Below are 12,694 nucleotides of genomic sequence, written 5' to 3' on the forward strand. Positions count from 1 at the left end.
GGCGACAGGTCGGAAGCGCGCCGATTTGCAGACTCGATTGCGGGCGCGCGAACCGGCCGGGGCGTCGATCCCGGCGGTTCACTATAAATGCGGCTAAAGAGGTCGTCAGCCGCGCATCTTCGACTCCGCGCTTCGCCGACACCATCTGGCCGCCCAGTCATCCAAGTAAGGCGGAACGAATGGAATCGCTCGGCATCGTCGCTCCACAGACCATGCATTTCGCCGAACCGCTGCGCCTTCAAAGCGGCAGCGTGATCGGCAACTATCAGCTCGTCGTCGAGACGTACGGCGAGCTCAACGCCGCGCGCTCGAACGCGGTGCTCGTCTGCCATGCACTGAACGCGTCGCATCACGTCGCCGGCGTCTACGCGGACGATCCGCGCAGCGCCGGCTGGTGGGACAACATGGTCGGGCCGGGCAAGCCGCTCGACACGAACCGCTTCTTCGTGATCGGCGTGAACAACCTCGGCTCGTGCTTCGGCTCGACCGGGCCGATGAGCGCCGATCCGGCCACTGGCCAGCCGTACGGCGCGCGCTTTCCCGTCGTGACCGTCGAGGACTGGGTGCACGCGCAGGCGCGCGTCGCCGACGCGTTCGGCATCGAGCGCTTCGCCGCGGTGATGGGCGGCAGCCTCGGCGGAATGCAGGCGCTCGCGTGGAGCCTGATGTATCCGGACCGCGTCGCGCACTGCATCGACATCGCGTCGACGCCGAAGCTGTCCGCGCAGAACATCGCGTTCAACGAGGTCGCGCGCTCGGCGATCCTGTCGGACCCGGACTTCCACGGCGGCGACTACTACGCGCACGGCGTGAAGCCGAGACGCGGCCTGCGCGTCGCGCGGATGATTGGCCACATCACGTATCTGTCCGACGACGACATGGCGGAGAAATTCGGCCGCGCGCTGCGCCGCGCCGACGGCGCGCTCGACGCGTACAACTTCAACTTCGACGTCGAGTTCGAGGTCGAATCGTACCTGCGCTACCAGGGCGACAAGTTCGCCGACTACTTCGACGCGAACACGTATCTGCTGATCACGCGCGCGCTCGACTACTTCGATCCGGCGAAGGCGTTCGACGGCAACCTCACCGCCGCGCTCGCGCACGGCAAGGCGAAGTACCTGATCGCGAGCTTCTCGACCGACTGGCGCTTCGCGCCCGCGCGCTCGCGCGAGATCGTGAAGGCGCTGCTCGACAACCGCCGCTCCGTCACCTATGCCGAGATCGACGCGCCGCACGGCCACGACGCGTTCCTGCTCGACGACGCGCGCTATCACAATCTGCTCCGGGCCTATTACGAACGTATCGCCAGCGAGGTAGGCGCATGAACCAGCAAGCCATCAACGCGCTGTCCGCGCGCGCCGATTTCCGCGCGATCGCGCGCTGGGTCGAGCCGCGCTCGACCGTCCTCGACCTCGGCTGCGGCGACGGCTCGCTGCTGACGCTGCTGATGCAGGAGCTCGACGTGACCGGCTACGGCATCGAGCTGAACGACGCGGGCGTGCTCGCGAGCGCGAAGAACGGGATCGACGTGATCCAGCAGAACCTCGAGGACGGGCTGCGCCTGTTCGAGGATCACAGCTTCGATTTCGCGATCCTGTCGCAGACGCTGCAGACGATCCACCAGACCGCCGCGATCCTGCGCGAGACCGCGCGCGTCGGGCGCGAGTGCATCGTGTCGTTCCCGAACTTCGGCTACTGGCCGCACCGGCTGTCGGTGCTGCGCGGCCGGATGCCGGTGTCGAAGTCGCTGCCCTACCAGTGGCACAACACACCGAACGTGCGTGTGCTGACGATCGAGGATTTCGAGGCGCTCGCGCCGGAAGTCGGGATCACGATCCTCGACCGCGTCGTGCTGCACGGAGGCCAGCCGATCCGATGGGGAGCGAACTGGCGTGGTAGTCTTGCAGTCTACCGGGTCAAGCGCAGCTGACGCGCGGCCGTTGACGAACGGCGGCGCCGGCCGCGCCGCGTCGGCCCGCGCCGCCCTTTGTCGTCAACGCAATCCTGCTCCCTCTCATGTCGAAAACGCCACGCAAGGCGCCCGCACTCACCGCTCACGTCGATCATCCGGGCTGGCGAGCCTACCTGAACACGCACATGCTGATCTGCGTGTTTCTCGGCTTCACGTCCGGGCTGCCGCTGTTTACGCTCGTCTATCTCGTGCAGGCGTGGCTGCGCTCGGAAGGCGTGGACCTGAAGGAGATCGGCCTCTTCGCGCTGACGATGCTGCCGTATACATGGAAGTTCCTGTGGGCGCCGCTGATGGACCGCTTCGCGCCACGTCTGCCCGGCTGGCGGCCCGGGCGCCGACGCGGCTGGTTGCTGGTGACGCAACTGCTCGTCGCGGGCGCGATCGCGAAACTCGGCTTCGTCTCGCCGCGCGAATCGATCGGGACCGCCGCCGCGCTGACGATGCTCGTCGCGTTCTTCGGCGCGAGCGCGGACATCGTGATCGACGCGTATCGCCGCGAGCTGCTGCGCGACACCGAGCAGGGGCTCGGCAACGCGGTGCACGTGAACGCGTACAAGATCGCGGCGCTCGTGCCGGGCTCGCTGTCGCTGATCCTGTCCGATCATCTGCCGTGGAACGTGGTGTTTCCGCTCACCGCCGCGTTCATGCTGCCGGGCATCCTGATGACGCTCGTCGTGCGCGAGCCCGCCGCGCACGGCGCGCCGCCGCGCAATCTGTTCGACGCGGTCGTGCTGCCGTTCGTCGAGTTCATCCGGCGTGACGGCTGGGTCGGTGCGCTGCTCGTGCTCACGTTCATTTTCCTGTTCAAGCTCGGCGACACGATGGCGACCACGCTGTCGACGTCGTTCTTCCTCGACCTCGGCTTCAACAAGACGCAGATCGGCGTGATCGCGAAGACGACCGCGTTCTGGGCAAGCCTCGCGGGCGGGATCGTCGGCGGCGTGTGGCTCGTGAAGATCGGGATCGCACGTGGGTTGTGGATCTTCGGGATCCTGCAGATCGTATCGACACTCGGCTTCGCGTGGCTCGCGAAGGCCGGCGCGCAGCCGGTGCTGATGGCGGCCATCTACGGCTTCGAGACGTTCGCGACCGGCCTCACGCTCGCGGCGTTTACCGCGTACATCGCGAGCACGACCGATCCTCGCTACGCGGCAACGCAGTTCGCGCTGTTGACGAGCCTCTCGTCCGTGCCGCGCACGCTGGCTGCGGCCGGGAGCGGCTACGTCGTCGCGAAGATCGGCTGGTTCGACTACTTTCTCGTCTGCGCGGCGCTCGGCATTCCCGGGATGCTGCTGCTGTTCAAGGTCGCGCCGTGGGGCAGCCGCGCGCAAAACGGCAACAACGGAGTCGCCCGTGCGCAGTGACCGCCGGCGCCGCATCGTGCACGCGACGCACGCCGCGTACGCAGCGTACATCGTCGCGTCGCTGACGCTCGGCGTCGCCGCGCTCGCGCATGCGGCCGACAGCGCCGCGCCGCCCGAAGCGGCGGCGAGCGCGGCGGCGCCGGCTGCACCGACCACGCCGGCGGCGCCGAGCGCCGCCGCGCCCGCGCCGGGCTCCACGCCGGCCGCCGACGCCGCGCAGCCGATCGGCGGCGCTGTCCCCGCGCAACCGTACACGCCGACCCCGCAGCAGATCCGCTTCGGCAACGCGATCGCGTTCCGCACGCTGATGCCGTCACCGCTGCTCGAGCAGCTGACCGCGAGCGAATACATGCAGATCGTGCAGGCCGCCACGCAGAGCGGCCGCCTGCTCGACGCGAACCTGCCGCGCGTCAAGCATCTGCGCGCGATCGTCGCGCGGCTCGCGCCGTATGCGGTCAAGTGGAACGATCGCGTGAAGGGCTGGACGTGGGACGTAAACGCGATCCGCTCGCGCGACATCCGCGTCGCGTGCCTGCCGGGCGGCAAGATACTCGTGTACGGCGGGCTGCTCGACCACATCCGCCTGAACGACGACGAGCTCGGCGTGCTGCTCGCGCACTGCATCGCGCACGCGTTGCGCGAGCATGCGCGCGGGCTGCTGAGCGGCGCGGCGCCGACGTCGCTGCATGCGAGCGCGCCGCCGCCGCCGCTGTTCGGCCTCGGCGATCCGCTGCCGCAGGCGCTGAATCTCGGCGACAAGTTGCAGACGCTGCACTACGACGCGACCGACGAGACCGAAGCCGACGTGATCGGCGGCGACATCGCCGCGCGCGCGGGCTTCGATCCGCGCGCGGCGATCACGCTGTGGGACAAGCTCGCGGTCGCGACGCGCGCGAACCGGAGCACCGGCTTCATCTACACGCATCCGTACAGCGCCGCGCGCCGCCAGGATCTGCTGAACCGGCTGCCGGACCTGATGCCGGTGTACGCGAAGGCAGTCGGCAAGCGTGTCGATACGCTGCCCGATTACGCGGGGATCAGCGCGCAAAGGCGCAAGTTCGCGCGGCGGTGACCCCGCGGCACGCACATCACTCGTAGTCGTAATCGACCGTCAGCGGCGCGTGATCGCTGAACTTGATGTCCTTGAAGATCGACGTGCTTTTCGCGGTACCGGCAACGCCCGGCGTCGCGATCTGGTAATCGATCCGCCACCCGACGTTCTTCGCGTACGCCTGCCCACGGTTGCTCCACCACGTGTACTGCTCGGGCCGGGAATCGAGCGTGCGGAACACGTCGACATAGCCGACGTCGTCGAACAGCTTCGAGAGCCACGCGCGCTCCTCGGGCAGGCAGCCCGAGTTCTTCTGATTGCTTTTCCAGTTCTTGATGTCGATTTCCTTGTGCACGATATTCACGTCGCCGCACAAGATCACCTCGCGCTTCTTCTTCAGCTCCGCCAGATGCGGCATGAACTCATCCATGAAACGGTACTTCGCCTGCTGGCGCTCGTCGCCGCTCGACCCCGACGGCACATACACCGACACGACCGACAGCTTCCCGTAGCGCGCCTCGACGTAGCGCCCTTCGGAATCGAACTCGCTGCTGCCGAAGCCGATGATCACGTCGTCCGGCTCGCGGCGGCTGTACAGGCCGGCACCGCTGTAGCCCTTCTTCTCCGCGTGGTGGAAGTAGCTGGTGAAGCCGTGCGGCTCGACGAATTCGGCCGGCAGATCGTCGGCCGACACCTTGATCTCCTGCACGCACACGCAATCGGCGTTCTGCTCGCCGAGCCATTCGAAGAAGCCTTTCTTCGCGGCCGAACGGATGCCGTTCAGGTTCGCGGTAATCACTCGCAGCATGTTGTGTATCCCGTTGAAAGAGAAAGGGCGGTCAGCGGATCTTCACGCCGGCGAGCTCGGGCTTCGGCGGCGGATAGTCGAGCTCCATGTCCGTCATCGCGCGCAGCAGCAGCTCGGCGATCATCAGGTTGCGATGCGGCTTCGAGTTCGACGGGATCACGTACCACGGCGCATGCTCCGCCGACGTCGCGGCGAGCGCGTCGCGGTACGCGGACTGATACGCATCCCAGTGCTTGCGCGCGTCGAGGTCGCTGATGTCGAACTTCCAGTGCTTGTCCGGATCGTCGATGCGCGCCTGCAGCCGCGCGCGCTGTTCGCCCTTCGAGATGTGCAGGAAGCATTTGACGATCGTCGTGCCGCTCTCGACGAGCATCTCCTCGAACTGGCGGATCTGCCGGTAGCGGCGCACGCACTCGACATGATCGATCGCACCGAGCACGCGCGGCACGAGCACGTCTTCGTAGTGGCTGCGGTTGAAGATCGTGAGCTCGCCCGCGGCCGGCGCCTGCGCATGCACGCGCCACAGGAAGTCGTGCGCGGCCTCGAGCGGCGTCGGCGCCTTGAACGGCACGATCCGCAGCCCGAGCGGATCGACCTCGCGGAACACCGCGCGCACGGTGCCGTCCTTGCCGCTCGTGTCCATCCCCTGCAGCACCAGCAGCACCCGCTTTCTGCGCTGCGTGTGAAGCCGCTCCTGCTGCGCGTCGAGCGCCGCGCCCAGCGCCGCGAGCCGCTCGCGATCGCCGCGCTTCGACCCTTGCGTGAACGGCTTCTTCGCCGGATCGAACGCGTCGAGCGCGAATCCGGCGGCCTTCTTGCTCGTATGGTACGGCACCAGGAAATCGTCGAGCGATGCTCGTTTCGCCATGCGGCCCTCCGTTTGACGTGCGGCGCGATCGAGCGCGCCGCGTACGCTCAGCCGAGCTTCTTCTTCAGCAGTTCGTTGACCTGCGCCGGGTTCGCCTTGCCCTTCGTCGCCTTCATCGCCTGGCCGACCAGCGCGTTGAACGCCTTCTCCTTGCCCGCGCGGAATTCCTCGACCGACTTCGCGTTCGCGGCGAGCACCTCGTCGATGATCGCTTCGAGCGCGCCGGTGTCGGAGATCTGCTTCAGGCCCTTCGCGTCGATGATGCGGTCGGCGGCGGCTTCGTCGGTCGCCTTCTCGTCCCAGATCGTCACGAAGATTTCCTTCGCGATCTTGTTCGAGATCGTGCCGTCCGCGATCCGCTGCAGCACCAGCGCAAGCTGCGCGGCCGACACCGGGCATGCGTCGATGTCGATGCCGTCGCGATTGAGCTGCGACGACACGTCGCCCATCAGCCAGTTCGCGGCGATCTTCGCGTTCGCCGCACCGGCCTTCGCAACGACCGCCTCGAAGTACGCGGCCATCGCCTTGCTCGACGTCAGCACGCCCGCGTCGTACGCGGACACGCCGTACTGCCCGGCGAAGCGCTGCTGCATCGCGGCCGGCAGCTCGGGCATCTCGCCCTTCACCCGCTCGACCCAGTCCGCGCCGATCACGAGCGGCATCAGGTCCGGATCGGGGAAGTAGCGGTAGTCGTGCGCGTCTTCCTTGCTGCGCATCGAGCGCGTCTCGCGCTTGTCCGGATCGTACAGGCGCGTTTCCTGCACGACCTCGCCACCGTCCTCGATCAGCTCGATCTGACGGCGCACTTCGTAGTTGATCGCTTCCTCGAGGAAGCGGAACGAGTTCAGGTTCTTGATCTCCGCGCGCGTGCCGAACTTCTCCTGGCCGACCGGGCGCACCGACACGTTCGCGTCGCAGCGGAACGAGCCTTCCTGCATGTTGCCGTCGCAGATGCCGAGCCACACGACGAGCCCGTGCAGCGCCTTCGCATAGGCCACGGCCTCGGCGGCGCTGCGCATCTCCGGCTCGGTGACGATCTCGAGCAGCGGCGTGCCCGCGCGGTTCAGGTCGATGCCGGTCATCCCGGCGAAGTCCTCGTGCAGCGACTTGCCCGCGTCCTCCTCGAGGTGCGCTCGGGTCAGGTTGATCGTCTTCGAATACGCGTCCTTGCCGGCCTTTTCATTCGCGGGCACCTGGATCGTGATCTGGCCGCCCTGCACGACCGGGATCTCGTACTGGCTGATCTGATAGCCCTTCGGCAGATCCGGATAGAAGTAATTCTTCCGCGCGAACACGCTGCGCGGCGCGACGGTCGCGTCGATCGCGAGGCCAAAGCGGATCGCGCGCTCGACCGCGCCGCGGTTCAGCACCGGCAGCACGCCCGGCAGCGCGAGATCGACCGCGCACGATTGCGTGTTCGGCTCGGCGCCGAACTGCGTCGACGCGCCCGAGAAAATCTTCGAGACGGTCGACAGCTGCGCGTGCGTCTCGAGACCGATAACGACTTCCCATTGAGTCACAGCCATGCTTACACCCCCGCCGGAACTTGCTTGTGCCAATCGGTCGCGCGCTGGTACGCGTCGGCGACCTGCAGCATCCGGGCTTCGTTGAAATAGTTGCCGATGATCTGCAGCCCGACCGGGCGCTTCGCGTTCGCGTCCGCGCCGAAGCCGCACGGCACGCTCATCCCGGGCAGGCCCGCGAGGCTCACCGACAGCGTGTAGATGTCGGCCAGATACATCTGCACCGGATCGTCGCCCTTCGCGCCGATGTCCCACGCGACCGTCGGCGACGCCGGGCCCATGATCACGTCGCACTGCGCGAACGCTTCCTGGAAATCCTGCGCGATGATCCGGCGGATCTTCTGCGCCTGCAGGTAGTACGCATCGTAGTAGCCGTGCGACAGCACGTACGTGCCGACCAGGATCCGGCGCTTCACCTCGGGCCCGAAGCCTTCGGCGCGCGACTTCTTGTACATGTCGAGCAGATCGCGGTATTCGGCCGCGCGATGGCCGTAGCGCACGCCGTCGAAACGCGACAGGTTCGACGACGCCTCGGCCGGCGCGATCACGTAGTAGACCGGAATCGACAGCTCGGTCTTCGGCAGCGACACCGGCACGAGCGTCGCGCCGAGCGCTTCGTACTGTTTCAGGGCCGCATCGATCGCCGCGCGCACGTCGTCGGCCAGGCCCGCGCCGAAGTATTCGTTCGGCAGGCCGATGCGCAGGCCGGCGAGCGGCTTGCCGGCGCTCGCGTCCGGCGTCCACTTCTCGCCGAGATGGCGCGTGAAGTCCTCATCGTCGCGCTCGAGGCTCGTCGAGTCGCGCTCGTCGAAGCCCGCCATCGCGTTCAGCAGCAGCGCGCAGTCGGCCGCGCTCTGCGCCATCGGGCCGCCCTGGTCGAGCGACGACGCGAACGCGATCATCCCGTAGCGCGACACGCGGCCGTACGTCGGCTTGATCCCGGTGATGCCGGCGAACGACGCCGGCTGGCGGATCGAGCCGCCGGTGTCGGTGCCGGTCGCGGCCGGCGCGAGCCGCGCGGCGACCGCGGCCGAGCTGCCGCCCGAGCTGCCGCCGGGCACGGCGTGCGTGTCCCACGGGTTCTTCACCGGGCCGAACGCGGAGTTCTCGTTCGACGAGCCCATCGCGAACTCGTCCATGTTGGTCTTGCCGAGCGTGACCATGCCGGCCGCCTGCAGGCGGGCGACGACGGTCGCGTCGAACGGGCTCTGGTAGCCGGCGAGCATCTTCGAGCCGGCGGTCGAGCGCCAGCCGCGCGTGACGAACACGTCCTTGTGCGCGATCGGCAGGCCGGCGAGCGGGCCGGCGACGCCCTGCGCGAGCGCCGCGTCCGCGGCATTCGCCTGCGCGAGCGTGAGATCGGCGTCGACCTGGATGAACGCGTTCAGGTCGCGCGCCGCGTCGATCCGTTTCAGATAGTGCTGCGCGAGCTCGACGGCCGAGCATTCCTTGGCGTCGAGCGCGGCGCGCAGTTCGGTCAGGCTTTTTGCGTGCATGAAGTGGATTTCCTGGGAATTCTTGGCTTGGCTTGACTTGGGCGCGCGGGCGGGGCACCGGCGCGCGTGGCGTCGAGCGCTTACTCGATCACTTTCGGCACGAGGTAGAGGCCGTCCTGCACCGCGGGCGCCGGGCGCTGGTTGTCGTCGCGGTTCACGGCCTCCGTGACGGCGTCCGTACGCAGACGCTGCGCGACGGCCTGGATCTGCTCGATCGGGTGCGCGAGCGGCGCGATGCCGGCGGTGTCGACCGCCTGCATCTGCTCGACGAGCCCGAAGAATTCGTTCAGCTGGCCGAGCGTGTGCTCGGCGTCGGCGTCGGCCATTTCGAGCCGCGCAAGGTGCGCGATGCGTTTCACATCGGTCAGGGTCAGAGCCATGCGGTCACCGGAAAGACTAGGCTGCGCAGCGTGCGGCAAAACGTCGCTGCGTCAGTGGGTTGGGGGGCGGCGGTCCGCCCACGAAAATCGGGTACGAAGCGGGAAAAATACCCGCCGGTTCGATTCAAATACCGCGAAATTATAAGGTATCATTACGCGTTCGACCCAGACCCGGCCGCCATTTCCCGCAGCTCCGCCCCGCTCGGCGGGCGACGCGGGCGTCATGCGGCCCCGGTAGATTTCCATACGCAGCTTCGCGCTTGAGTGGCGGCCGCATCCCGCCCCGATCCGAGGCTGTTATTTTTTCCGCTGCCGTCCTTCGCCTGAGCACATGCTCCGCAGGGCCGGCCCAGAGCGACACAGGATTCTGAATGTTCGGTTTTTTGCGCAGCTATTTCTCCAACGATCTGGCGATCGACCTCGGCACCGCAAACACCCTGATCTATATGCGCGGCAAGGGCATCGTGCTCGATGAGCCGTCCGTCGTGTCGATCCGCCAGGAAGGCGGCCCGAACGGCAAGAAGACGATTCAGGCGGTCGGCAAGGAAGCCAAGCAGATGCTCGGCAAGGTGCCCGGCAACATCGAGGCGATCCGCCCGATGAAAGACGGCGTGATCGCCGACTTCACGGTCACCGAGCAGATGATCAAGCAGTTCATCAAGCAGGCGCACGAATCGCGGATGTTCTCGCCGTCGCCGCGCATCATCATCTGCGTGCCGTGCGGCTCGACCCAGGTCGAGCGCCGCGCGATCAAGGAAGCGGCCCACGGCGCGGGCGCGTCGCAGGTCTACCTGATCGAGGAACCGATGGCCGCCGCGATCGGCGCGGGCCTGCCGGTGTCGGAGGCGACCGGCTCGATGGTCGTCGATATCGGCGGCGGCACGACCGAAGTCGGCGTGATCTCGCTCGGCGGCATCGTCTACAAGGGCTCGGTGCGCGTCGGCGGCGACAAGTTCGACGAGGCGATCGTCAACTACATCCGCCGCAACTACGGGATGCTGATCGGCGAGCAGACCGCCGAGGCGATCAAGAAGGAGATCGGCTCCGCGTTCCCGGGCTCGGAGGTCAAGGAAATGGAAGTCAAGGGCCGCAACCTGTCCGAAGGCATTCCGCGCAGCTTCACGATCTCGAGCAACGAAATTCTCGAAGCGCTGACCGATCCGCTGAACCAGATCGTGTCGTCGGTGAAGATCGCGCTCGAGCAGACGCCGCCGGAACTCGGCGCGGACATCGCCGAGCGCGGGATGATGCTGACGGGCGGCGGCGCGCTGCTGCGCGACCTCGACCGCCTGCTCGCCGAGGAAACCGGCCTGCCGGTGCTCGTCGCCGAAGATCCGCTCACCTGTGTCGTGCGCGGCTCGGGCATGGCGCTCGAGCGCATGGACAAGCTGGGCAGCATCTTCTCGTACGAGTGATCGTCTGAGCGTCGTCTGACGCACGGCGTGGCCGGCTCGTTCACTTCGATCGAACCGCCGCGCCGTTTGCGCATCTGAATCACCAACCGATCACTCGCGCCCGGCGCCGACCATGGAATTCAGTCCGCCGCCCCTATTCAAGCAAGGCCCGCCCGCCCTCGCGCGGCTCATCTTCTTTGTCGCGCTCGCGCTCGCGCTCCTCGTGTCGGACGCGCGCTTCAACACGCTCGAAATCGTCCGCGGCGTGCTCGGCACCGTGCTCTATCCGCTGCAGCGCGCGGCGCTCGTGCCGCGCGACCTGTTCATGGGCGCGGCCGACATCGCCACGACGGGCGCGACGCTGCGGCAGGAGAACAAGCAACTGCGCACGCGCAACCTGCAGTTGTCGACGCAGGCGAACCAGGCCGCGGTGCTCGTCGCCGAGAACGCGCACCTGCGCGCGGTGCTCGACCTGCGCCAGCACATCGCGACGCAATCGACGCCGGTCGAGATCCAGTACGACACCGCCGATCCGTTCTCGCAGCGGATCGTGATCGGCCAGGGCACGCAGCAGGGGATTCAGCACGGCGCGCCGGTCGTCGACGAGGACGGCGTCGTCGGCCAGGTCACGCGCGTGTTCCCGCTGCAGTCCGAGGTCACGCTGATCACCGACCGCGATCTCGCGATTCCGGTGCAGGTGCTGCGCACCGGGCTGCGCAGCGTGATCTACGGCACGCCGAAAGGCGACACGCTCGACCTGCGCTTCGTGCCGACGAGCGCCGATCTCGTGACCGGCGACGAGCTCGTCACGAGCGGCCTCGACGGCGTCTATCCGCCGGGGCTGCCGGTCGCGAAGGTCGTGCGCGTCGACAAGCTCGCCGACACCGCGTTCGCGCACGTGACCTGCCTGCCGGTCGCGTCGGTGCGCGGCGCGCGGCAGATGCTCGCGCTTCGTTACCAGAACGACATCCCGCCGCGCCCGGCCGAGCCCGATCAGCCCGCGTCCGACGCGAAGGGGGCGAAGGGCGGCAAGAAGGGCGCGAAAGGCGCCGCGAAAGCGGGCGATAAAGCCGGCGACAAGGCGGGCGCGAAGCCGGCGGCGGTATCCACGCCTGCCGCCGTGCCGGCCGCCACGCCGCGCGCCGGCGCGAAGCCGGCCGCCGGGGCAGCGGCGGCGCCCGCGGGCGCGAAGCTCGACGCGAAGCCCGCCGCGCACGCGACGGCCGCGCCCGAAGCGCAGCCCGCGCCGGCCCGCGCCGAGAAGGCCCAGCCCGCGCCGCCGACCGCCGCGCAGCTCCAGGGAGACGAGTGATGAGCCGCCCGCAATACATCCTGCAGCCGGTCAACCCGTCCTTCATCGTGTTCAGCCTCGCGGCCGCGTTCCTGCTGAACCTGATGCCGTGGGGCCGGCTGCCCGGCGTGCCCGACTGCGTCGCGCTCGTGCTGCTGTTCTGGAACATCCACCAGCCGCGCAAGGTCGGGATGGGCGTCGCGTTCGCGCTCGGCATCCTGATGGACGTGCACGACGCGAGCCTGCTCGGCGAGCACGCGCTCGCGTATACGCTGCTGTCGTATGGCGCGATCACGATTCACCGCCGCGTGCTGTGGATGCCGCTCGGCGTGCAGATCCTGTACGTCGCGCCGCTGTTGATCGTCGCGCAGCTCGTGCCGTTCGTGATCCGCCTGCTGATGGGCGCCGCCTTCCCGGGCTGGGGCTATCTCGTCGACGGCTTCGTCGAGGCCGCGCTGTGGCCGGTCGCGAGCCATCTGCTGCTGATGCCGCAGCGCCGTCCGGTCGACCCCGACGACACGCGGCCGATCTGAGCCGCGCCGGAGCA

The 12,694-nt window shown here is 68.0% G+C and carries 12 protein-coding genes; 7 read left to right on the forward strand and 5 right to left on the reverse strand.

Features of this window, described 5'->3' with window-relative positions:
• The first annotated feature begins 179 nt into the window (after positions 1–179).
• From metX to HZI36_RS12350, 4 genes are all read left to right on the forward strand, one after another.
• Positions 180–1,325 carry a homoserine O-succinyltransferase MetX gene (gene metX, locus HZI36_RS12335; RefSeq protein WP_179402941.1) on the forward strand — a complete coding sequence of 382 codons (1,146 nt, stop codon included), beginning with the start codon at positions 180–182 and terminating at the stop codon, positions 1,323–1,325.
• Positions 1,322–1,930 (forward strand): methionine biosynthesis protein MetW, encoded by a 609-nt coding sequence (gene metW, locus HZI36_RS12340; protein ID WP_179402942.1) that lies wholly within the window; start codon positions 1,322–1,324, stop codon positions 1,928–1,930. Before metX ends, metW begins: the two co-directional genes overlap by 4 nt.
• A gap of 86 nt (positions 1,931–2,016) precedes the next feature.
• Positions 2,017–3,336 (forward strand): AmpG family muropeptide MFS transporter, encoded by a 1,320-nt coding sequence (locus tag HZI36_RS12345; RefSeq protein WP_179402943.1) that lies wholly within the window; start codon positions 2,017–2,019, stop codon positions 3,334–3,336.
• Complete coding sequence (locus HZI36_RS12350) at positions 3,326–4,408, forward strand: M48 family metalloprotease (RefSeq protein ID WP_179402944.1); 1,083 nt, start codon at positions 3,326–3,328, stop codon at positions 4,406–4,408. The genes HZI36_RS12345 and HZI36_RS12350 overlap by 11 nt, the downstream gene beginning before the upstream one ends.
• Positions 4,409–4,424: 16 nt before the next feature.
• On the opposite strand, the gene HZI36_RS12355 is transcribed toward HZI36_RS12350, so the two are convergent.
• The 5 genes from HZI36_RS12355 to gatC all read right to left on the reverse strand — a co-directional run bounded on the left by HZI36_RS12355 (position 4,425) and on the right by gatC (position 9,462).
• Entirely contained in the window at positions 4,425–5,195 is a 771-nt protein-coding gene (locus tag HZI36_RS12355; RefSeq protein WP_179402945.1) for an exodeoxyribonuclease III, read from the reverse strand.
• A gap of 31 nt (positions 5,196–5,226) precedes the next feature.
• Complete coding sequence (locus tag HZI36_RS12360) at positions 5,227–6,063, reverse strand: PPK2 family polyphosphate kinase (protein ID WP_179402946.1); 837 nt, start codon at positions 6,061–6,063, stop codon at positions 5,227–5,229.
• A 47-nt stretch (positions 6,064–6,110) separates the two neighbouring features.
• Entirely contained in the window at positions 6,111–7,583 is a 1,473-nt protein-coding gene (gene gatB, locus HZI36_RS12365; RefSeq protein ID WP_179403018.1) for an Asp-tRNA(Asn)/Glu-tRNA(Gln) amidotransferase subunit GatB, read from the reverse strand.
• 8 nt (positions 7,584–7,591) lie between these two features.
• Positions 7,592–9,082, reverse strand: coding sequence for an Asp-tRNA(Asn)/Glu-tRNA(Gln) amidotransferase subunit GatA (gatA, locus tag HZI36_RS12370; protein ID WP_179402947.1), 1,491 nt, complete (start codon positions 9,080–9,082; stop codon positions 7,592–7,594).
• Between the two features lie 80 nt (positions 9,083–9,162).
• Positions 9,163–9,462 (reverse strand): Asp-tRNA(Asn)/Glu-tRNA(Gln) amidotransferase subunit GatC, encoded by a 300-nt coding sequence (gene gatC, locus HZI36_RS12375; RefSeq protein WP_179402948.1) that lies wholly within the window; start codon positions 9,460–9,462, stop codon positions 9,163–9,165.
• A 371-nt stretch (positions 9,463–9,833) separates the two neighbouring features.
• Here gatC and HZI36_RS12380 point away from each other — a divergent pair, with 371 nt between their 5' ends.
• From HZI36_RS12380 to mreD, 3 genes are all read left to right on the forward strand, one after another.
• Entirely contained in the window at positions 9,834–10,877 is a 1,044-nt protein-coding gene (locus tag HZI36_RS12380; protein WP_059517226.1) for a rod shape-determining protein, read from the forward strand.
• Positions 10,878–10,989: 112 nt separating this feature from the next.
• Positions 10,990–12,168 carry a rod shape-determining protein MreC gene (gene mreC, locus HZI36_RS12385; protein WP_179402949.1) on the forward strand — a complete coding sequence of 393 codons (1,179 nt, stop codon included), beginning with the start codon at positions 10,990–10,992 and terminating at the stop codon, positions 12,166–12,168.
• On the forward strand, positions 12,168–12,680 hold the full coding sequence (gene mreD / locus HZI36_RS12390; protein WP_179402950.1) for a rod shape-determining protein MreD: 513 nt from the start codon (positions 12,168–12,170) through the stop codon (positions 12,678–12,680). Before mreC ends, mreD begins: the two co-directional genes overlap by 1 nt.
• Positions 12,681–12,694 lie beyond the last annotated feature (14 nt).

Source organism: Burkholderia guangdongensis, assembly GCF_013403875.1.
Taxonomy (GTDB): domain Bacteria; phylum Pseudomonadota; class Gammaproteobacteria; order Burkholderiales; family Burkholderiaceae; genus Burkholderia; species Burkholderia guangdongensis.